A 22003-nucleotide genomic window follows, 5' to 3' on the forward strand; every position below is an offset into this window, starting at 1 on the left:
CCCACCCTCCTGTCGCCCGTGAGGGTGACGCCCGTGCCGCTGGCGCTCCACATGGAAAGCAGTACGGGCCGGAACGGCAACGCGCACCTGCCGGGCAGGGTGGTGCGCCGCTAGTGAGCACTTGTGATCGCGCCGCGCGCGCATCCATCCCCGGACGACATCCACATGGCCCCGCGGGGCCGGTCGTCACCGCTTGCCCGCTTGCCGTTGCCGCCGGGGTCTGCCGGGCCCCATTCCAAGGAGGACGGGGGGCCGTGTTAGGACGGAGACACGTCCCGTCCCCGCGGCTGGAGCGCGAGGGCGCGACGCCTCTTCCTGGAAGGACTCATGCGTTCGACTTCGGCACTGGCGTTGATGATGGCTTCTCTCGCGGTGGGCGCGCTGTCGGCTTGCGGCGACGACGGCAAGACGGACAACACCCCGGACTCGGGCACGGACGCGGGCACGAACACCGACGGCGGCACCAGCACGGGCAACGGCGAGTGCCCCGCCTCCGCCATCATCTGTGAGGACTTCGAGAACGGGGAGACCGGCTGGAAGCAGCCGGACGAAGACCACCACGCCACCATCGCCGTCGACAGCACGCGCCCCCGCTCCGGCAAGGCCTCGGTGCACGTGAAGACGGACCCGGGCTACAACGAGGACACGGGCCAGGGGGACCAGCAGGCCATCGCGCACCTGCGCAGGGACATCCCGGCGTTCGGCACGAAGCTCTATACGCGCGCGTACGTGTACCTGAACCGGGCCTCGCCGGAGGGCGTGATGGGGACGTACTTCATCCTCTTCTCCCCGAAGGACAACGACTTCGGCGGCATCGAGCTTCAGGGGATGCACAGCGGCGCCTTCGCGCTGGATGACTGGAGCGGCATCAAGGGCACGGGCTGGAACCACCAGGAGGGCACGGAGGTCACGGTGTCGCCCAAAAAGTGGACCTGCATCGAGTGGGGCGTGGAGCGTGCCAACAGCTCCGCCACCACGGGCCACGCGCTGGTGTGGGTGGACGGCAAGCTGGCCTTCGACTTCCCGAACGTGGGCATCCGGCCGTTCACCAACTTCGGGGTGGGCTACGGCTTCGTGCACCCGAAGGGCGACTCCGCGTCGGAGACGTGGATCGACGACCTCGCGGTGGCGCCCGAGCGCATCGGCTGCGAGTGACGCCATGTCGCTGAACCGCGTCGCGGACGAGACCCTTCACATCCTGGAGCAGGGCACGTACGTGCCGCTGTCCGGGCGGGAGGTGTCCATTCGCGACGCGGTGTCGCGCGCGGTCGAGGGCACCGTGCTGGTGCGCCCCGGTGACTTCGAACACCTCACGCGGCCCGCGCCGGTGCCGGGCTTCACCATCGAGGTGACGCCGGAGAAGACGGGCGACGCCGCGCGCCGGCTGGTGGAGCAGGAGGGCGAGGCGCGGGTGCTCGCGCTCAACTTCGCGTCGGCGGTGAACCCGGGCGGAGGCTTCCTCACGGGCGCGAAGGCGCAGGAGGAGGACCTGGCGCGGTGCTCGGCGCTGTACCCGTGCCTGTTGAAGTGGCCGGAGTACTACGACGTGAACCGCAAGCTGCGCTCACCGCTGTACACGGACCACTTCCTCTATTCGCCGGACGTGCCGTTCTTCCGCAACGAGCACTACGACCTCCTGGAGCGGCCGTTCGCCGTGTCGCTGCTGACGGCGCCCGCGCCCAACGCGAGGGAGCTGCCGGCGAAGGATCCGGAGGTCGCGCAGAAGCTGCGTGAGGTGCTGGCCGCGCGAGCGCTCAAGGTGTTGCAGGTGGCGGCGCATCATGGGCACCGCACGATCATCCTGGGCGCGTGGGGTTGCGGCGCGTTCCGCAACAACCCGCACGACGCGGCGGAGGCCTTCGCGAGAGGGCTGTCCACGATGGCGGGCGCGTTCAGCCGCGTGGTGTTCGCGGTCTACGAGCGCGGCGGGAAGGGGCCGAACCTGAGCACCTTCCGCGAGCGCTTCGGCTGAGGGGCTGTCTGGCGGTCGTGCGCGCCTGCTAACCTGCGGGCATGCGATGGAGCTGGGTGGGGCTCTTGGCGGTGGTGCTCGCGTGCGCGGAGGCCCCGCGCCCGGTGCAAACGAAGACCCGGTGGCCCATGGAGGAGGTGGCGTTCACCGTCCGCACGGTGGATCCAGCCGGGCAACCCGTTCCCGGCGTGGCGCTGGTGGCACGCCGCGCGGACCAGGGGAGCCTCATCTCCCGCTCAGGCACTTCGGACGCGACCGGGACGGTGCGGCTCCGGGTGATGCCGGGCTGGTATGTCGTCCAGGCGGAGGCGCCGGGGTTCGTGCGCATGCTCCACACGGACGCGCGGATTCCTCCGGGTGAGGAGGTCCGACTCGAGCTGACGTTGACGCGTACGGCGCCGTTCGCGGGGCGCGTAGTGGATCTGGAGGGACGGCCCGTCGCGGGGGCGCAACTCCGGCTCACTCACTCCGGGGATGAGGAAGCAGTGCTGCACACCGAAAGCGATGGGGACGGACGCTTCCGCTTCGACAACGTGCCCGCGGGAGCCGTGAAGCTCCTCGCGGAGAAGGAGGAATGGAGCCCCACGCGGCTGAAGCTCGCGGCGCCACAGCCGGAGTTGACGGTGGTGATGGGCGGCCTCGGCTCGCTGCGGGTCCAGGTGCGCAGGCCTGATGGCACGCTGTCGTCCGCCGCTTCCTCCTCGATCTACCCCGAGGATAAAGAGCGCTTCTTCGAGCTGGTCCCGGAGCAGCGCTCCGACGCCACGGTCTTCCAGGGTCTTCCCGCCGGGCGCTACCGCGTCTCCGGCAGGTACGGTCCCCCGTCCGGCGACTGTGTGTGGACGCGCGGCATCGAAGTCCAGGTCCTTCCGGGCCAGCAGGCGGAAGCGACGGTGAGCTTCGAAGGGATCCTGGATGTTGGACCCTGGCGAGGCGTGGCCGTGGATGCGAGTGGCAAGGCCCTTGCCCCGGGGCAGGTGACGGCCTGGCTCGCACATGGATCGCTGGATGACATGGGCCTGCATGGCCGGTGCGACGTCCGTTCGGAGCCGGATGGCTCCTTCGCCTTTCCGCACGTGTTCCAGGCTCCGGTGAGCTTGGAATGGTCGGCCACCCCATCGACCATGCGCTGGTTTGTCGACGGGCCGCTTCCAAGGGGAGCAGGGGAGCCGGCGACGTTCCGCCCCATCATCGGATTGCTGAAGGGACGCGTCCTGCGGCCGGATGGGCAAGCCCAGACGCACTTCAAGGTCCACTCACATTCCGAGGAGGATCCGAGGGGCGAATACGAACACGGCGTCCCGACGTCACACACGTACCAGTGGGTCATCGAAGCGGAGGGCTTCGCGCCCGCGCTCGTGCGCGCGGAGGGGCGTGAGCATGAAATCCTCACCGTCCCGGATGTCGTCCTCGACGTGGGCCGCACCGTCCACGGTCACGTCGTCGCGGAGGATGGCAAGACGGGCGTGCCCGGGCAGGAGGTCGCGCTCTTGGAGGTCTTCGATCTGGAGACCCGGTGGAGGCGCCGGCCTCACACGGTGACGACCGGTGCGGACGGGCACTTCCAGTTCGACCACGTGGCCGGCCGCCGCCTGTTCCTGCGCGTGGACGCGAAGGCGCAAGGGACCGTCCTCCGTGGGCTCGAACCCGATGAGGTGTCGGTGCAGCTGCGGCTCGTGCCGGGCGCGGAGCTCGAGGGCTTCGTGACGGAGGGGGCTCGGGTTCCCCTGGCCGGGGTGAACCTGGAGGTCCGCTGCGAGGGTGGCTTCAAGGTGGACGCCCGAACCGACGCCATGGGTCATTACTCGGTGCGCGTTCCGGCGAACCGCCCGTGCTTCATGCACGCCGAAGCGAGCCCCCTGAACGTCATGCCGAGGCCCCTGCCGCCTCGGGTGTTCTTCTCGCCGCGGCGGATCCACCTGGCTCCGGCTTCGCATCACCGGTTGGACTTCGAGCCAAGGCACGGGCCCGCCCACCTGCAAGTGAGTGTCAGGGCGTCCCGCGAGTTCGTTACGGCATTCGTCCTGCCGGGGGACGTTCCGTGGCCGGGCTCACCGGAGGCTTTGGACGCCCTCATCCGGGCCGGCTTCGAACCGGAGCCCTGGTCGCACTCCTGGGTATCGGAGGATGGGGACTCCATCGTCGTCCCCAGCTTCATGTCAGGAGCGCGGTTCGACTTCAGGACGCTTCCCCTCGGGCACTACACGCTCTTCATCCGGGAAGAGGAGCAGGGGCTCGACGAGCTCCTGCGCATCCCCGTGGACCTGTCCCGGGACGGCGTGCATGCCGTCAATTCGGAGCGGCCCGCTCGGGAGGGCGGAAGGCTCTACACGCGCTGACGCGAACGCATCGCGTATGCTTCGTGTCATGCGATGGAGCTGGGTGGGGCTCTTGGCGGTGGTGCTCGCGTGCGCGGACGCGCCGCGTCCTGTGCAAACGAAGACCCGGTGGCCCGTGGAGGAGGTGGCGTTCACCGTCCGCACGGTGGATCCAGCCGGGCAACCCGTGCCCGGCGTGGCGCTGGTGGCACGCCGCGCGGATCGCGGGAGCCAGGTCATCAAGTCGGGCACCACGGATGTGACGGGGACGGCCCGGCTCCAGGTGATGCCGGGCTGGTATGTCCTCCAGGCGGAGGCGGCGGGCTTCGTGAGCGTGACCCGCACGGACGCACGGGTCCCCGTCACCGGAGAGGCGCGTCTGGACGTGACGCTGGAGCGCGCGGCGCCAATCGCCGGGCGCGTGGTGGATGCGGTAGGGAAGCCCATCGCGTTGGCCACGCTTCGACTCAGCCGCTCCAACGAAACCGAGTCCGCGCCGGAGACCGAGAGCGATGCGGAAGGGCGCTTCCGCTTCGACGGTGTTCCCGCTGGACGCGTGATGCTTCAGGCGACGAAGTACAAATGGAGTCCGACGCGGTTGGAGTTCGTGGCGCCCGCGCCGGAGCTGGCGGTGGTGATGGGTGGGCCCGGCTCGCTGCGCGTTCAGGTGCACGGGCTCGATGGAAAGCCATTGCCTGGAGGGCCTTTCTCCATCTCGTACATGGATGACTTCGCGTCCATGGATGACATGAGCCCCGACGAGCTGTTCCCGGAGAAGGCGCAAGATGCCACCGTCTTCCCGCAGCTTCCCGCAGGGCGCTACCTCATCTCCGGCAGGTACGCCCCCGTGCCCGGCTGTGAGTGGACTCGCGGCATCGAGGTCCAGGTCCTTCCAGGCCAGCAGGCGGAAGCGACGGTGAGCTTCGAAGGCCTTCATGACGCTGGACCCTGGCGAGGGCGGGCCGTGGATGCCAACGGCAAGGCGCTTGATCACGGGACAGTGGTTGCATGGGGGTCGGGGGAAGAGCCGCACGACCTGGGCTTGAGCGGCAGGTGCGAGGGCGTCGTGGGGCAGGACGGCTCCTTCGCCATTCCGCACATCTTCAAGGCTCCGCGCGTCCTGACAATGGATGCCCCTGAAGGGGCCCGGGGCTGGGAGGCGAGAGGTCCTCTTCCCGCGGGAACGGGTGAAGCGGTGGTGTTCCGCAGAGTCTCTGGAAGTCTGAAGGGCCGTGTCGTGCGCCCGGATGGACAGCCCGTGGGCTTCTTCGAAGTCAACGGACACTCCCCGAACAATCCGCGGGGGGAGTACGTGCGATACGTGGATTTGACCCACACCTATCAGTGGGTCATCGACGTGTGGGGATTCGCCCCCGCTCTCGTGCGCGCGCAAGGGCGGGAAGGAGAAGTGCTCCAGGTCCCGGACGTCGTCCTCGAGGAGGGCCGCACCGTCCAGGGCCGTGTCTTCGCGAGTAACGGCCGGACGAGCGTGCTCCATCAGGAGGTCGAGCTCGTGGAGGAGTTCGACCTGGACGGCCGTGGACCCTATCGCTCGCGGTGGGCGATGACCGACGCCGAGGGCCGCTTCGAACTCAAGCATGTGCCAGGCCGGCGCCAGTTCCTGCGCGTCGCTTCGAAGGAACACGGGGCCGTGCTCCATGCGCTCGAACCCGCTGAGACGGCGGTGCGGTTGCGGCTCGTTCCCAACGCGGAGCTGCACGGATCCGTGTCGGATGGCGCGCAGGTTCCGCTGGCGGGGGTGAACCTGGAGGTCCGCTGCGAAGGTGGGTTCAAGATGAGCGCCAGAAGCGACGGGACGGGCCACTACGCCATGAGCATCCCGGCAGACCGCGAGTGCTTCGTGCATCCCGAAGGGAGCCCTCTGAACATCCAGCCGCCTCGGCCGCCCCAGCCGCTTCCGGTGTTCTTCTCCTCGACGCGGCTTCGCGTTCCGTCCGGCTCACGGCAGTCGTTGGATTTCGAGCCCCGTCGGGGGCCCGCGTCGCTGGAGGTGCGCGTCGAGGCATCTCGCGAGTTCGTCACCGCGTTCGTGCTTCCGGGAGACGTTGCATGGCCTCGCTCGCCCGAGGCGCTGGATGCCCTGATGCGGGCGGGTTTCGGATCCGACCCGATGCCGAACACATGGGAGTCGGAGAACGGGAGCGAGTCCTTCGTTCCCCACTTCCTGTTGGGGGCGGACTTCCGCTTCAGTCATCTTCCCCTGGGGCATTACACGGTCTTCATCCGGGATCAGCTGGACGGAGTGGACGCGATCCTGCGAATCCCCGTGGAGCTGAGCAGGACCGGCGTGCACGTCATCCAGTCCGCGCGTCCCGCTCGCGGAGGCGGAAGGCCGTACATGCGCTGACGTGAGTCCATCGCGTATGCTTCACGCCATGCGATGGAGCTGGGTGGGGCTCGTTGCCGTGGTGCTCGCTTGCGCGGGCACGCGTCCGGAGTTGGAACCGTCCGGACCGGCGAATGAAGGGAACTGGATGTTCCGGGTCGTGGACCCGCAGGGACATCCTGTATCCGGCGCGCAGGTGAACGTCTGGCGCGCGGACTTGCCGCAAGACAGCGCGCTGACCGGCACGACGGACGCGCAGGGGACCGGACGCGTTGCGCTGAAGCCGGGCCGGTATGCCGCGGAGGTCCAGGCCCGCGGCTTCGTGACGGCCTTCCGCACGGACATCCGGATCGCGCCGGAATCGAAGCCGCGGATGGAGCTGTCCCTGGTGCGCACGGTGCCCCTCTCCGGACGCGTGGTGGATGCGGAGGGAAATCCTCTCAACAGCGTCTGGCTCCGGTTCGTCTCTTCCTCCGTCGCCACCCCGCTCGTGCAGACCTCCAGTGACACGCAGGGCCGGTTCACCTTCCAGGGCGTGGCCGCTGGCGAAGGCCTGCTCTATGCCAGCAAGGCGGATTGGAGCTGGCGCCGTTTGAAGGTCGTCACGCCCCAGCCCGAGCTCACCGTCGTGATGGGGCGGTACTCGTCATTGCTCGTGCGGGTGATCGACGCAGAAGGACGCGGGGTCCCCAACGCTTCTAGCTTCGTGACGCCCGTCGACCGGCGGTTGGTCCTCTCGCACGAGTTCGAGCAAACGCCCGAGGGAAGGGTCTTCCTGCGACTCGAGACGCAGCGCTACCGCGTGAGGGCCTTCGCTCGTGCCGCCGGGTGCGAGTGGGAGCGCACCGTGGACGTTGACGTCCTTCCTGGGAAGAAGGCGGAAGTCACGGTGAGCTTCGAAGGCATCGCCAGTGCGGGTCCATGGACGGGCAGGGCGGTGACTCCCAATGGGAAACCCCTGGCCGGCATGCAGCTGCGGGCCACGGCGCACGAGTCTCCGGAAGGCAGGGACCTCATGGGTAGTTGCAGGACGATGACCGGTCCGGACGGATACTTCGAGTTGAGCCATCCCCTGGCTCGCCCCCACAAGCTCGAGCTCGTGTCCATGGATGGGCTCCACCAGAAGGTGGGCGCCGCGGAACAAGATCCTTCCGGCCCCAATGGCGGGCCCGTGGTGTTCCAGTCTCCTGGCGTGCTGAAAGGCCGAGTCCTCCAACCGGATGGGCAGCCCCTGAAGGAGTTCTCCCTCCAGAGATATCCGGTGGCCCATCGTGAAGGCCGCTTCGCCTGGATCCCGGACGCCTCGCGTCCCTCCGCCCTGTTCATCGGAGCGCAGGGCATGGCCCCATTCCGCCTGCGAGTCGAAGCTCGCGCGAACGAGGAGCGGACGCTCCCGGACATCACGCTCGATCCCGGACACACCCTCGTGGGCCGGGTGCTCCACGAAGATGGGCAGACAGGGGTTCCCAATGCCCGCGTCGACTGGGTGGACCCCGCCGACCTGGAGGGCCCGCGCGACGAGCACGGCTTCATGCATGAAGCGGACAGGGCGGGCCGCTTCCACATCAAACACCTGCCCCATCGCCCCCTGTTCCTCCGCGTGAACGAGGCGCAGGGCGGAACGGCCTTGTACGAAGTCGGCGCTCACGAGGACCAGGTGGAGCTGCGGCTGACCGCGGACGGGGTGCTCCAGGGGGTCGTGACGGATGGGGCGCGCGTTCCGCTCGCGGGCGTGACGGTCCGGGCGCGCTGCGAGGCCGGGCTCGATACCCGCACCACGACGGATGACGCCGGCCACTACGTGCTGCGCGTTCCAGGGGACCGCGAGTGCTTCGTGCACGTTTCGGACGAGCCGCTCCGGGATGCCCAATGGCCCCGGCCCGCGCCGCTGGCCTTCTCACCCCAGCCCGTCTCACTCTCACCACACGAGCGCGAACGCAGAGACTTCGTCCCGAGGAACGGAGGAGGCGCGATCCAGGTGCACTTCCCGGAGCCACGTGAACGGCTGGAGACCTTCCTCGTTCCCGGCAATGTGGACATGCCGAAGACGTACGGAGCCCTGCGGATCCTCCAGCGTTCCGGACTCACCAGCGATCCCGCCGCGAGGAGATGGCCGCCAGAGGATCCAGATGTGCGGGGGCCCTACCACTGGCGCGTGGACTTCGACTTCAGCCACCTGCCACCCGGCCGCTACACCTTCTTCGCCGTCGACGGCTGGTTCGGACCGTCGGTCTTGCGCGTGCCCGTGGACGTGAAGCAGGGCGAGGCGAAGTCCCTCCGCCTCGGCTTTCCCGCTGACAGCGGGGGAACGCCGCTCGTGCCGTGAACTCCGGGGTATGCTTCGCGCCATGCGATGGAGCTGGGTGGGGCTCGTTGCCGTGGTGCTCGCTTGCGCGGGCACTCCGCGTCCGGTGGTGGAAGCGCCGGGGCCGGCGAAGGACGTGACATGGATGTTCCGGGTCGTGGGCCCGGAGGGACAACCTGTGTCTGGCGCGCAGGTGAACGTCTGGCGCGCGGATCAGTCGCCTTCGTACGCGCAGCCCGGTACGACGGACGCACAGGGGACAGGACGTCTTCTCCTGAAGCCGGGCTGGTATGGCACGGAGGTCCAGGCGCGCGGCTTCGTGACGGCATTCCGCGAGGACATCCGGATCGCACCGGAATCGGCGCCGCGGCTCGAATTGACCCTGGCGCGCTCGGTGCCACTCGCTGGTCGCGTGGTGGATGCGGAGGGGAAGCCCGTGTCGGGTGTCCGGCTCCGGTTCGCTTCCGCCAATGCCACCGTCCCTTTCGTGCAGGCCGTCAGTGGCGAGGAGGGCCAGTTCAACCTCGAGGGCGCGGCTGCGGGTGAGGGCCTGCTCTACTCCGACAAGGAGGGATGGAGCTGGCAGCGGTTGAAGGTCACCACGCCTCAACCCGAGCTCACCGTCGTGATGGGACGGCTCTCGTCGTTGCTCGTGCGGGTGGTGGACCCCCAGGGACGCCTGATTCCAGACTCCCAGAGCTGGATCACCTTCCTGGACCGGCCGGTGGGCAACAGGCACCAGTCCGAGCAGACGCATGAAGGAACAGTCCACCAGTTGCTCCCGGCGCAGCGCTATCGCGTGAGGGCCACCTACGCCGCGGCCCCGCGTTGCTGGTGGCGTCGCGCCGTGGATGTCGACGTCCTCCCCGGACAGCAGACCGAAGTCACCGTGAGCTTCGAAGGGGCCACCAGCGCGGGCCCGTGGACGGGCAGGGCGGTGACACCCGACGGGAAGCCGCTGGCCAACATGAAGCTGCGGGCCTCGGCGCCTCCCTCCGCGGAGGGCATGGATGCCGATGACGAGTGTGAGGGCACGACCGGTCCGGATGGATACTTCGAGTTGCCGCATCCCCAGGCAGGGATCCATCAACTCCGGGTCAGGCATGCGGAGGAGCCCTTCGCGCGGGTCGGCGAGGTGGAGCTCGCACCTTCCGATGCGAAGGACGGACCCGTGGTGTTCCGCTCTCCCGGCACACTGGTGGGACGCGTGCTCGGCCCTGACGGGAAGCCCATGGTCAACTTCGACGTCGACTGGCAGAGCCAGTCCGACCGTGAAGGCCGGTTCATCCGGGAGCCGACCGCATCGCGCACCTATTCGCTGCGGATCGACGCTGGGTATATGGCCTCCGCTCGTGTGCGTGTCGAGGCTCGCGCGCACGAGGACCGGAGGGTCCCGGACATCCAACTCGACTCAGGGCACTCCGTGCTGGGCAGGTTGCTCGAGGACGATGGCCGCACGCCCGTGAGCAGGGTCTGGTTCGAGCTGGTGGACCCCTCCGACCTGGACCTCCGGCTTTGGAACTCCCGCTTCGGGGCTCACACGGACGAGGCCGGCCGCTTCCGATTGGATCACGTGCCCCGGCGCCCGCAGTACCTGCGGCTGAATCGCCATGAAGGCGGGACCCTCCTGTATGAGCTCGGGGCTCGTGAAAACCGGTTGGACCTGCGGATGAAGCCAGACGGGGCGCTCGAAGGCTTCGTGACGGACGGGGCGCGTGTTCCGCTCGCGGGCGTGACGCTGGAGGCGCGGTGCGGAGCCGGGCTCGACACCCGCACGAAGACCGACGGGGCCGGCCACTACGTGCTCCGCGTTCCCGCGGACCAGGAGTGCTTCGTGCACTTCCCGGAAGAGCGGCGCTATCTCTTCACCTGGCCCCGGCCCACGCCGCCCACCTTCTCGCCCCAGCCCGTCTCCCTCTCACCTCGCGAGCGTCAACGCAGGGACTTCGTTCCGAGGCGGGGCGGGGCCACGCTCCAGGTCCACTTCCCGAAGGCCCGCGATTGGCTGGAGCCATTCCTCGTTCCCGGTCACGTGCGCATGCCGAAGACGTTCGCGGACCTGAAGGCGCTCCAGCGCGCCAGCTTCACCCGCGACCCTCTGCTGAACAAGTGGCGCACGGATGATCCGGACATGCCGGACGCTCAATTCTGGCGGAAGGACTTCGCCTTCAGCCAGCTCCCGGAGGCGCGCTACACGCTCTTCGTCATTGAACCCCAGGACGGGGCGATAGCCGTCCTGCGCGTGCCCGTGGACGTGAAGCAGGGCGAGACGAAGTCCCTCCAGCCCGGCTTCCCCTCCGAGAATGGAGGCACGTGGCTCGTGCCCTGAAGCGCGCCTACGCGCCTTCCACCGGCAGCGTCACCACGAACGCGGCACCACCGCCGGGCGCGTCCTCCACCCAGACGCGGCCGCCGTGCGCTTCCAGGATCTGCTGCACGATGTAGAGCCCCAGCCCCAGGCCTCCCGTGCGCGCGGAGCCCTGCACCTGGGCGAAGCGCTGGAAGATGCGCTTGCGCTCGGCGGCGGGGACTCCCGGGCCTCCGTCCCGCACGGTCAGCCGCAGCTGCCCGTCCTGACGGCGCAGCGCCACCTGCACCGGCGTGCCCTGGCCGTATCTCATCGCATTGGAGAGCAGGTTGCTCACCACCTGCTCCATCCGGAGCCGATCAAACCGGCACGGGGCGGGCCCCTCCACGCGCGCGTCCAGCTCCACGCCGGCCTGCTTCGCCTCGTCCGCGAAGCGCGCCACCAGGTCCTGCACCAGCGGCGCCAGGTCTCCGCTCGCCAGATCGAAGTCCAGCTTGCCCGTGCGGATGCGGCTCACGTCCAGCAGGTTGTCCAGCAGCGACGTCAGCCGCTTGAGCTGCCGGTCCGCCGCGTCCAGCCGCACCGTGACCTTCTCGGAGCCCACGGGCTCGTGGCCCTTGGACTCGGACATGCGCCGCAGCAGGTCTACTTGAAGACGCAGCGACGTGAGCGGCGTGCGCAGCTCGTGGCTCGCCACCGACAGGAAGTCGTCGCGCGTGCGCACCGCCTCCTGCAGCGCCTCCTCCGTCTCCTTCAGCGCGGTGATGTCCAGGATGGCCCCGCGCACCACCATCACCTTGCCGTTCGCGTCGCGGATGACGCGCGACCGGCTGATGAGCCAGTGCCACGTGTCGTCCGGCCAGTGCGTGCGGAAGGTGGAGGAGTACGACAGCACGTCGTTGTGGAAGATGGCCGACACCTGCGCTTCCACCGCCGGCCGGTCATCCGGATGCAGCGACGCCAGGAACCGCTCGTGCGTCCACTCCGCCAGCGGCTGTGTATAGCCGTAAAGCCGGTCATGCCCCTCCGAGCGGAACACCTGCCCGGTGACGAGGTTCGTCTCCCAGACCGCCATCTGCGCGGACTCCAGCGCCACCTGGAAGCGCTCGCCCAGCTGGCGGAAGCGCTCCTCGGTGCGCGTGACCTCCGTCTCCGCGCGCTGACGGCGGGTGATGTCCGTGGCCAGCACCCACACCTCGCCGCCCACCGGCCGCACGGACAGCTCCAGCCAGACGCCGGACGGCAGCTCCGACAGGAAGCGGGCCGGCTCGCGCGTGGTGAGCGCGTCCAGCAGCCGCTCGTGCAGCGTCGTGCCGGCGAGCATCGGCTGCGCCGCCCACGGCGTCATTCCCTGGCAGGTGCCATACGGCAGCCCCAGCAGCGACGCGGCGCGGTGGTTGAGCTCATGGATGGTCCCCTGCGCGTCGAGCGCCAGGAACGCCTCGGACATCATCTCCCGCAGGACCTGCAGGCGGGTCTGCGCGGACATGCTGGCCTCGTCGGCCGGAACCGGGGGCTGGTTCGCGTCTCGCGACGTGCGCGCGGCAGCCGGGCCCGGTGAGGACGCATCGTCCTTGGGCGCCTGGCGAATGGGTTCGAATGGACCGCCGGGGAGGGGACTCATCGGGTTTGCACGCTCCCGCACGGCCCCCGCGCCCGTCAAGCGAGCGCACGGGGCGTCCGGGCCGTCTGTCAGCCCAGCGGATCCGTGAGGGGTTCAGGCATGACCCACAGCTCCGTGGGCCGCGCGTAGGCCTTGTCGAACGCGAAGAGGATTCCGTTCCACCGGTCCCAGAAGTCCGCCCAGCTGTACTCGGACGGAGGGGAGGTGAGCGGGTTGCCGTCGCGGTCCGGCTGGGCATACGCATAGTCCGCATAGGTCCAGCGCACGGTGCCGAAGTCCGTCATCAGCAAGGGCGTCAGGATCTGGAGCACGGCCGCGCGAGACACCTCGTCGGTGGGCGAACCCGCGGGCGTGAAGACGGGCTGGGCCTGGTCACGCTGTTCGCGCCACGCGACGAAGTTGGTGCCCATGGCGACGAGCGCGTCACGGCGCGCGGGCGTGGGCGCGAGCCGGGCGTCCTCGTAGAGCGCGAACGCGGCGACGAGCAGGCTCTTCCAGTGCATCCCGGGGAAGAGCAGGTCCATGCGGGTGGGGCGCGGCGAGTCCTCCGCGTGCGCGACGGCCCAGGCATACGCCTGCTGCGCCTCTGCACCGTGGGCGTCCGCCAGGGTGAACTCGGTGAGCACGCGCGCGGGCGTGATGGGCCCGGTGGTGCCAGCGCGCCAGTCCAGGTACAGGCGCGCGGAACCGCCGATGTCGTTGTAGATGGCGAGGTTGCCTTCGTGGAGCGTGCGCTCCAGCGTGATGACGATGACCTCCACCTTGTCGAGCGGCGCCACGCCCGGAGCGCTCCAGTACAGCGCGCCCATGCGCGACGCGGTGGCCAGCAGGGTGCGCACGTCCCCGAGCGCCTCGACGTTGAGCGCGCTCGTCATCACGCTGAGCGCCGCGGCCGCGTCCACCGTCAGGCCCTGTGAGATGAGCTGGAGGGACAGGTCCTGGAGCCGCAGGCGCACCACGCCGCTCAGCCCCAGCCGGTCCAGCGCGCCCGTCAGCGACGCCGACGGCTGAAGCCTCGCGGCGTTGATGAAGTGCCGCGCGAGCGCCGCGCCGTACATGCCCTTGCCGCCGGCCTGGGACGCGTGCGGCGCGAAGGTGAACCAGTTGGGACGCGCGCTGCTGGTGCCACCGGGTTGCAGCGTGGGGTCGATGATGCCGCCCAGCTCATACGCGATGCCGATGTAGCCCAGCGTGATGGTGCGGTTGTCCTCCAGCGGCGTGGGCGCGGTCTGCGCCCGGGCGGAGGCGGAAGCCAGGAAGAGGAGCGCGCCGAGGAGCGCGGTGGAGGCGCGGCGCACGTCGGTGCGGAAGGGATTCGCCAAGGTGGGGGTCCAGGGTTGGGGGGCTGGCCCACCAAGCTAGACAGCGGGGGCGCGGGTCCAAACCCCGGCCCCCGCGGTGGGCTTCATGCGGCGTTGAGTGGATGACCCTTGGGCCGCCTTCGCGCGCGGTTGACGCGCGAGGTCAGCTCCCAACTCCCGGAATTCAGGCTCCCTTGGGGGGCGCGAAGTACGAGACGAACGGCGCCACGTCCCGGTAGCCCATGCGGCGGTAGACGGGCGCGCCGGCCTCCGTGGCATGCAGCACCGTGCGCTCCAGCCCCCACGCTTGCTTCGCCTCCTCCAGCGCGCGCCGGAGCACCGTCTCCGCGGCGCTCTTGCGGCGGTGCTCCGCGAGCGTCGCCACGAGCGCGATGTAGACGATGCCGTCCACGCGCAGGGCCACCGTGCTCGTCGACGGCGCGCCGTCATGGCAGCCGACGAAGGCCCGGGACTCGGGGCCGAAGATGCCGGGGGCGGCCAGGGCTTCACGTCCCAGCTCCTGGGGCGTGTCGTAGCTGGCGGCGTTCACGTCCGCGACGGCGTTGTAGCCCCAGGTGTCGCGCACCGGCCGCAGGTCGAGCGGCGGAAGGGGCCGCACCGGCTCCAGCAGCCGGTCCGCCACCATGCCCGTCGTGGCCATCCCCGGCTTGAGCCCCCGCGAGGCGAGCAGCGCGTCCGCCTGCTCCCGCAGCCCCGGCGCCAGCCACTCCGGCGTCAGCGTGAAGGCCCACCCGTGCGGTCCCTGCGCGAAGTAGCTCGCGGCCGAGTCCACCGCGCGCAGCAGCTCCGCCTCCGTCTCCGCCGGCCGGTGGAGGAACGCCATGTTCATCAGCGACCACGTGACGTGGCCCGCGGTGATGAACACGTCCGCGCGCTCGACGACCTCGCCACGGGGCAGGCCCAGCGTCATGAGCCTCCAGGCTCCACGGAATTGCGCATGCGATTCGTCGATCTCGGCTCGGGACATGAGGGTTCTCCGGAAAGGTCCAGGAAGCCGGATTCTCCGCATTGGGAGCGGCTCACGTCTACGTGCGTGAGGGGAGGGGCCCTGCTAAAGCGAGGGCGCAACCCGGGTGCGAGGAGTGGGTCGCGATGACTCCCATGGAAGGGCAGCCCTGGCAGACGACCTGCCGGGTCTGTGGCAGGCAGACCTGTCCGAAGCCGGAGGCGGTGGCCTCCTGGATGCGCACGATGCTGGACCGCGTGCACGGCGCGCAGATGCGCGGTGCGGGTCAACGGGGCCTGCGCGAGGCCCTGGCGATGGAGGGCGTGCTCATCACCACGCACCTGGAGGTGTGGTCGCGGGCGCTCGAGGGCGTGTGCCCGGACTGCATCGCGGAGGTGGCTCCGGAGACGGACGCGAAGCTCCAGGACCCGGAGGCGATGCACGAGGCGTCGCTGGAGCGCTGGCGCACCTCCGCGCCGGAGCTGGTCAGCGACGCGGTGGAGGCCGCGGTGGACGACACGCTCCAGGCCGCGCGCGAGGCCGCGACCCGGAACAAGCCCACGAGCTGATCAGGCCCAGAGCTCCTGCTCCAGCGTGTCGAGCAGCGCCAGCGCGACCTCGGGCGTGGGCAGGCCCGCCTCCGTGACGAGCGCTGAATCGAGCGGCGCCGCGACCTCCGCGCGCAGCAGGGCCACCGCGCGCTTCCGGGCCTCGCGCAGCGCCGCCTGCTCCGGCGCGGACAGACGCGAGCACACCCACCGGTCGATGTCCCACGACAGGCCCGCGTGCCGCGTCTCGTCCTCGGCGATGCGGACCATGGCCTCGCGCACCTCGGCGTCGCGCGCGTGCAGTGCCTGGTGATGGGCCACCAGCGCGCCGTACGTCTCGCGCACGCATCCCTCCACGGCGTTGTCGAGCGCCACGTCGGCCAGAGGTCGCGGCGGCACGGCAGCGACGGCGGGGGGCGGAGGCGTGGCCCCGTACCGGCGCGCGAGCCGTCCCGTCATCTCCGCGTGCAGGACTTCATCCACGGCGCTCGCGAGCGCCGCGTCCTGGAGGGCTGCCTCCGCGCCATGCAGGGCCAGCTCCTCACGCAGCCTCAGGAAGGCGTGGATGGACGCGGCCTCCAGGTGCGCCGTCTGGGCGAAGTGGTGCCCCAGCGCGTCCACGCAGCGACCCGCGGCCGTGCCCTCCAGTCCCACGGGCCGGCGGCCCACGGCGCAGATGCCCGTGCCGCGCTCCAGCACATGCTTCTCCACCTCCGTGACGTCGCCGTTGGTGGAGACCCGGACCACGTGCTGCGTGAGGTCCGAGCCCTCGCCGCACGCGAAGCCCTTCGTGCCCACGATGTTGTAGCTGCCATCCGGGTTGCGCTTCACCGCGCCTCGCTCCAGATCGCCGCAGGTCAGCGAGTAGCCCGACGCGAAGGCCACGAGCGCCGCGTCCTGCCGGGTCTGCACGCTGCCCAGCAGCTCCTTGAGCTCCTGCAGCGACGTCCAGGTCTTCACCTCGTCGCCGCGCGTCGTCGCCAGGAAGTAGTTTGTGCAGACGAGGGTGCAGGTGCCGTGGAAGCCGTCATGGGAGCGTGCTTTCTCCAACGCCGTCTGACACGCGGCCGGGTCGGTGGCGGTCGCGCACGCCTGTCCGGCGGAGGCCCGGGTCTCGTAGCTCGCCGGGGCCTCGCGGTCGTAGCTGGTGATTTCACGCAGCTCGACGGAGTCCGCCGCCGGCTGGATGCTCAGGTCGTCGATGGCGAGGAGTCTCTGCGGTGAGCACTCGATGGCCGAGTAGCCCCGCAGGTCCGTGTTGCCGGTGCCGCAGCCCGCGAGCACCAGCGGCGTCGCGAGCGAGGTCCGCAGCGCGCGAGAGAAGAGATACCGCAATCGGTTCGTGTTCATGGACGCCTGCTCCCGTGGGTCGAAGTATCCCGCGAGCAGAGCAACAGCGATGCCATCGCCGTGCTCTCTCTGGGAACCCCCGTCCGGCGAGCGTGTCCACGTGCTCGGAAAGCTGAGGCGTCTTCAGAAAACCGAGGCCCTGGAGGCGGCATCAACTCGCCTGGGGCGCGCGGAACAAGGGCGCACCCAGCGCCGCGCCGTTGACGCCACCGTCAACGAACAGGTCCTGCCCGCTCACGTAGGACGCGTCGTCGGAGGCGAGGAAGAGCACCGTCTTCGCGATCTCCTCCGGCCTGCCCATGCGCCCCAGGGGGATGGTGGCGGACATGCCGCGCTCCATCTTCGCGAAGGCCTCCGGCGTGGGCGCGTTCTTCTCCCAGATGGGCGTGTTCGTCGCGCCAGGGGACACGACGTTGACGCGGATGCCCTTGGGAGCGAGCTCCGCCGCCAGCACGCTCCCCATCGCCTTCAGCGCGCCCTTGCTCGCGGCATAGGCCGAGTACCCCGGCATGCCCAGCTCGCTGTGCACGGAGCTGGTGAGGATGACCGACGCGCCCGGTTTCAGATGCGCCGCCGCGGCCTGCACCGTGAAGAACACCCCGGTGACGTTGGTCTGGAGCACGGACGTGAACGCGTCGTGCGACGTCTTGCCCACGAACGTCTGCCCCGTGATGCCCGCGTTGGCGAACACGATGTCCAGCCCGCCAAAGCGCTCCACCGTCGCCGCCACCGCACGCTCCAGCGCGGCCGGATCCGTGGCGTCCGCCTGCACCGCCAGCACGTTCGCGCCCAACTCCTTCACCGCCGCGTCCAGCGTCTCCCGGTTGCGCCCGGTGATGGCCACCCGCGCCCCCTCCGCCACGAACAGCCGCGCCGTCGCCAGCCCGATGCCACTGTTACCGCCCGTGATCAGCGCCGTCTTTCCCTTGAGCCGCATCCGACTGCCTCCTGTTTGAATGGTTTCATGATGAAACCAATCGCCAGATGAATAAAAGGCCCGGTTTCGTTATGCAACCAGTTGTGGGAAGTCCCTCTGGAAGGAGGCGGGGATGAAGCGGACGAGCATGGAGGGGGCGGCGTGCCCGGTGGCCCGGTCCCTGGACGTCATCGGGGACTGGTGGTCGCTGCTCATCGTGCGCGATGCGCAGTACGGCCTGCGCCGCTTCGGGGAGTTCCAGAAGAGCCTGGGCGTGGCGAAGAACATCCTGGCCCAGCGCCTGAAGCACCTGGTGGACCACGGCATCCTCGAAACGCAGCCGGCCTCGGACGGCAGCGCCTGGCAGGAGTACGTGCTGACGGAGAAGGGGCGGAGCCTCTTTCCCATCCTGGTCGCGCTGGGCCAGTGGGGACAGGAGCACTGCTTCGAGGCAGGTGAGCCACGGACGCGGGTGCTCGACAAGGCGCACGGTCAGCCGGTGAAGCCGCTGGAGGTGCGCGCCGCGGACGGCAGGGTGCTGACGGTCCAGGACGTGCGCCTGGAGCGGCCGGCCACACAAGGCTAGCGCCACCCGGAGCCGGGCTGGTTAGGGTGTGCCCATGACGCGCCCTGCATCGGATTCGTGGTCACTGCCCTGGATGGGGCTGGGGCTGAGCAGCAACCTGAGCGCCTCGGACGTGCCGCATCCGTACCGGCTGCTCGACGCCTCGCCCGGTCTCTTCGACTTCGTGGAGTACAGCGCGCCCATCGCGCTGGAGGAGGCGAGGGCCCAGGCCACGCTCTTCCCGGAGATGTGGCGCCGCCGTGCGGACGTGCCCGTGCTCTTCCATCCGGTGCACCTGAACCTGTGGGGCCCGGAGCTGGAGCCCGCGTCGGCGCTCGCGGAGCTGGATGCCCATGCGCGCGCGGTGGGCAGCCCGTGGGTGGGCAACGACGTGGGCTGGTGGCACGCGGGCGGTCAGCCCTTCCCGGGCTACCTCTACGTCACGCCGCCGTTCAACGAAGCGGGCGTGCGGGACAGCGCGGCGCACGCGCTCCACATCCAGGCGGGCTTGAGCGTCCCGCTGGTGATTGAGAACCCCGCGGTGCTCGCCACGCGCGGCGGACTGCACGCGCTGGACTTCATGGCGAAGCTGCACGCGCGCACGGGACTGCCGCTGCTCCTGGACCTGGGCCACCTCTTCAGCCACCAGCTGTCCGCGGGCCTGCCCCTGCGCACGGGGTTGGATGGGTTCCCGTTGGATCAGGTCGTGGAGCTCCACATCGCGGGCGGCGTGGTGACGCGCAGGGGAGGGCGGACCTTCTACGTGGATGACCACACGCAGCCCGTGCGCGAGGAGCTGTTCGAGCTGCTGGCGGACGTGCTCCCGCGCTGCTCGCGTCTGCGCGCCGTCACCTTCGAGGGCGATGGCCATCCTCCGGAGGTGGCGCTCGCGTCGTTGAGGCGGCTGCGCGCGCTCGTCCCGAAGGAGGCCCGCGCGCCCATCGACATCCCCGCGTCGCGCGAGCCCGTGCCCGCGCTCAGTGGGGACAGCCGGCCGTGGGCGCTGTTCGACGCGGGCCACGGCGTCACCCCGGCCACGGAGGACGAGGACCCCGAGGGCACGCGCGCGGACCGGGACTTCCGGCTGGCGGTGGTGGCGGAGCAGCTGGACAAGGACTGGCCCCTTACGCGCCTGCTGCTCGCGGCGACGCCGGAGGGGCTGGAGTCCTTCACCCGCTCGCGCGAGTACCGCGGCCTCTTCGACGGGCTGGGAAAGTCCCTGTCCCACGCGTTCGCGTCCTGGGCGCGCAAGCGCGTGATGGCCGCGCCGTCGGATGGCGTGGCCGCCGCGCTGTCCCTGGAGATGATGCTGCCGCACGCCTTCCTCCAGGCTCCTCCGGCTCCGGCCCCGGGCCAGGTGGCGCTGGCCGAGGACGTCCGCCTGGGCGCCTTTCCCGCCGACCTGACGGAGCTGGTCTTCGCCTCACGGGCGTTGCGGCGGCACCTCACCGGCCGTGCGTGGGCCTGCGGGGCGCTGGAGGTGTCCGGCCTGGAGGCCCTGGCGCAGGTGGCGGCCCGGCCGGGTCCGGGGCCGTGGCGCTTCGCCATCCGCCGGAAGGGGACGGGCTTCGAGGTCCTGACGCTGCCCCCGGAGGTGGCCTCGGGGCTCCAGGGGCTCGCGGAGGGCCCGCTTCCGGTGGAGGCCCTGCCTGGATGGCTGGTCGCTGAAGGGCAAGCACGCGGGCTCTTGCGGCGGGCATAAGCAACGCCACATGTCGGCCGGTCAACGGATCCTTGCGCCCACCTGTCTGGTGGGGTACTGCCCGCCGCATGTCGTCACCCCTCGTCGTTGGCATCGCGGGCGGCACCGCGTCCGGCAAGACCACGGTGGCCCGCAAGGTGCGTGAGGCTCTCGCCGACTGCCGGGTCGCCTTCATTGATCAGGATTCGTACTACCGGGACCTGAAGGACATGTCCCTCGAAGAGCGGCGGGAGGTGAACTTCGACCACCCCGACGCGTTCGATACGGAGCTGCTGGTCAGTCACCTGCGCGCGCTCAAGCAGGGCCAGGCCATCCAGAAGCCCGTCTACGACTTCGTCACGTCCGGCCGTCAGCCGCACACGCAGCGCGTGGACCCCGGGGACATCATCCTCATCGAGGGCATCCTCGTGCTGCACATGAAGGAAGTGCGCGACGAGATGGACGTGAAGATCTACGTCGACGCGGACGATGACCTGCGCATCCTTCGCCGCCTCACCCGCGACATCAAGGACCGCGGCCGCGACTTCGACCACGTGGTGGGCCAGTACCTGCGCCACGTGCGCCCGATGCACATGGGCTTCGTGGAGCCGTCCAAGCACCACGCGGACATCATCATCCCGCACGGCGGCAACAACGACATCGCCATCGGGATGCTGGTGGGCGCGCTCCGGGCGCGGCTCGCCTCGCAGCACCAGTCGCAGCGCTAGTTAGCCGCGAAGCCAGCGCAGGAAGTCCTGCACCGGCCCCTTCAGCCGGTGCGCGTCCGACAGCAGGGTGCCGTGGTCTCCCGGCCCCTGCAGCTCCACGAACCGCGCCTGCACCCCCGCCGCCGTCAGCTGGTGGTAGGTGTCCCGCACGCGGCCCGCGGGTGCCAGCGCGTCCGTCGCGCCCGCGAGCAGCAGCACCCGCGCGCGGATCTTCGAGAACGTCTCCGTCAGGTCGCAGCCCGCGTACGCGGAGCAGAGCATCGACCACGCCACCGGATCGAACGTGTCCGCGAACGACGCGGCCTCCGCCTCCAGCGCCGCCTGCGCCGCCGCGCTGTCCGGATACGCGCTGCCCAGGTGGTCGCGGCCGTAGAGCAGCTTGAGGTAGTCCATGCGCAGCCGCACCAGCGCCCGGTTCGGCGCGCGCTCGCGCAGGGGCGGGGTGTCCTCGTTGTCGGGCGCCATGCGCAGCACCTGCGACGTGAGGCCCATCTTCTCGCGCAGCCCCTCTGGCAGCGCCCGCGCCGCGCCCAGCACCACCACCCCGTCCGCCAGCTCCGGGAACAGCGCCGCCAGCCGCAGCGCCACCAGCCCGCCCAGGCCAATCCCCACCAGCGCCCGCACGCGCGTGAGCCCCAGGGCCCGCAGCAGCGCGGACACGCCGCGCGCCATGTCCAGCACGGTGAGCGGCGGCAGGGACGTGCCCCACGGCCTCCCGCTGTGCGGATCCGGCGTCAGCGGCGACGTGGAGCCGAACGGGCTGCCCAGCAGGTTGGGCACGATGACCGGCGTCACGTCCGGATCCAGCGCCTTGCCCGGACCGATCAGCTCCCGCCCCCAGCCCGAAGGTTGGTACGCACCGTTCACTTCCGTGCTCAAGGCCTGGTGGGAATGGGACAGGTCGTGCAGCACCACCACCGCTTTGCCATCCGACGGTTTCCCATAGGCCTGCCAGGCAATCTGGGGGCTCCCCAGCAGGTCCCCTTCCTCCAGCGGAAGGGGCACGGTGAACAGTTGGATTCCCTCGGCCTGGGGCACGATGATGGGGCTCATATCATTGCCTGCCCGTACGC

General features: G+C 70.1%; 16 protein-coding genes. 10 read left to right on the top strand and 6 right to left on the bottom strand.

All coding sequences use genetic code 11. The features are described from left to right. Positions 1-327 precede the first annotated feature (327 nt). The 6 genes from D7W82_RS19890 (at position 328) to D7W82_RS19915 (ending at position 11271) form a co-directional block, all read left to right on the top strand. Complete coding sequence (locus tag D7W82_RS19890; RefSeq protein WP_120619851.1) at positions 328-1155, top strand: hypothetical protein; 828 nt, start codon at positions 328-330, stop codon at positions 1153-1155. 4 nt (positions 1156-1159) lie between these two features. After that, positions 1160-1972 (top strand): TIGR02452 family protein, encoded by an 813-nt coding sequence (locus tag D7W82_RS19895; protein WP_120619852.1) that lies wholly within the window; start codon positions 1160-1162, stop codon positions 1970-1972. A 41-nt stretch (positions 1973-2013) separates the two neighbouring features. Then, on the top strand, positions 2014-4311 hold the full coding sequence (locus D7W82_RS19900) for a carboxypeptidase-like regulatory domain-containing protein (RefSeq protein ID WP_120619853.1): 2298 nt from the start codon (positions 2014-2016) through the stop codon (positions 4309-4311). Between the two features lie 28 nt (positions 4312-4339). After that, entirely contained in the window at positions 4340-6658 is a 2319-nt protein-coding gene (locus tag D7W82_RS19905) for a carboxypeptidase-like regulatory domain-containing protein (RefSeq protein WP_120619873.1), read from the top strand. A gap of 127 nt (positions 6659-6785) precedes the next feature. Then, the gene (locus D7W82_RS19910) at positions 6786-8963 is read left to right on the top strand and encodes a carboxypeptidase-like regulatory domain-containing protein (protein WP_233587807.1); all 2178 of its coding nucleotides are present in this window, start codon (positions 6786-6788) and stop codon (positions 8961-8963) included. Between the two features lie 22 nt (positions 8964-8985). After that, complete coding sequence (locus D7W82_RS19915) at positions 8986-11271, top strand: carboxypeptidase-like regulatory domain-containing protein (RefSeq protein WP_233587808.1); 2286 nt, start codon at positions 8986-8988, stop codon at positions 11269-11271. Between the two features lie 7 nt (positions 11272-11278). On the opposite strand, the gene D7W82_RS19920 is transcribed toward D7W82_RS19915, so the two are convergent. From D7W82_RS19920 to D7W82_RS19930, 3 genes are all read right to left on the bottom strand, one after another. Further along, entirely contained in the window at positions 11279-12739 is a 1461-nt protein-coding gene (locus D7W82_RS19920; protein ID WP_120619856.1) for an ATP-binding protein, read from the bottom strand. A gap of 203 nt (positions 12740-12942) precedes the next feature. Continuing rightward, a complete protein-coding gene (locus D7W82_RS19925; protein WP_120619857.1) occupies positions 12943-14196 on the bottom strand; it encodes a hypothetical protein in 1254 nt (417 codons plus the stop codon). Between the two features lie 163 nt (positions 14197-14359). Next, positions 14360-15163 carry a GNAT family N-acetyltransferase gene (locus D7W82_RS19930; protein ID WP_120619858.1) on the bottom strand — a complete coding sequence of 268 codons (804 nt, stop codon included), beginning with the start codon at positions 15161-15163 and terminating at the stop codon, positions 14360-14362. Positions 15164-15288: 125 nt separating this feature from the next. Here D7W82_RS19930 and D7W82_RS19935 point away from each other — a divergent pair, with 125 nt between their 5' ends. Beyond that, complete coding sequence (locus D7W82_RS19935) at positions 15289-15711, top strand: hypothetical protein (protein ID WP_120619859.1); 423 nt, start codon at positions 15289-15291, stop codon at positions 15709-15711. Here the strand turns inward: D7W82_RS19935 and D7W82_RS19940 are convergent, their stop codons facing one another. Further along, positions 15712-17040 (bottom strand): ferritin-like domain-containing protein, encoded by a 1329-nt coding sequence (locus tag D7W82_RS19940; RefSeq protein ID WP_120619860.1) that lies wholly within the window; start codon positions 17038-17040, stop codon positions 15712-15714. A gap of 151 nt (positions 17041-17191) precedes the next feature. After that, complete coding sequence (locus D7W82_RS19945) at positions 17192-17977, bottom strand: SDR family NAD(P)-dependent oxidoreductase (protein WP_120619861.1); 786 nt, start codon at positions 17975-17977, stop codon at positions 17192-17194. 112 nt (positions 17978-18089) lie between these two features. Here D7W82_RS19945 and D7W82_RS19950 point away from each other — a divergent pair, with 112 nt between their 5' ends. The 3 genes from D7W82_RS19950 to udk all read left to right on the top strand — a co-directional run bounded on the left by D7W82_RS19950 (position 18090) and on the right by udk (position 20930). Further along, a complete protein-coding gene (locus tag D7W82_RS19950; RefSeq protein WP_120619862.1) occupies positions 18090-18542 on the top strand; it encodes a helix-turn-helix domain-containing protein in 453 nt (150 codons plus the stop codon). Between the two features lie 34 nt (positions 18543-18576). Then, complete coding sequence (locus D7W82_RS19955) at positions 18577-20223, top strand: DUF692 family multinuclear iron-containing protein (RefSeq protein ID WP_120619863.1); 1647 nt, start codon at positions 18577-18579, stop codon at positions 20221-20223. A gap of 68 nt (positions 20224-20291) precedes the next feature. Further along, entirely contained in the window at positions 20292-20930 is a 639-nt protein-coding gene (udk, locus tag D7W82_RS19960) for a uridine kinase (RefSeq protein WP_120619864.1), read from the top strand. Here udk and D7W82_RS19965 read toward each other — a convergent pair whose 3' ends face one another. Continuing rightward, positions 20931-21983, bottom strand: coding sequence for an alpha/beta fold hydrolase (locus tag D7W82_RS19965; protein ID WP_216617958.1), 1053 nt, complete (start codon positions 21981-21983; stop codon positions 20931-20933). Positions 21984-22003 lie beyond the last annotated feature (20 nt).

The organism is Corallococcus sp. CA049B, assembly GCF_003611685.1.
GTDB classification, from domain to species: domain Bacteria; phylum Myxococcota; class Myxococcia; order Myxococcales; family Myxococcaceae; genus Corallococcus; species Corallococcus coralloides.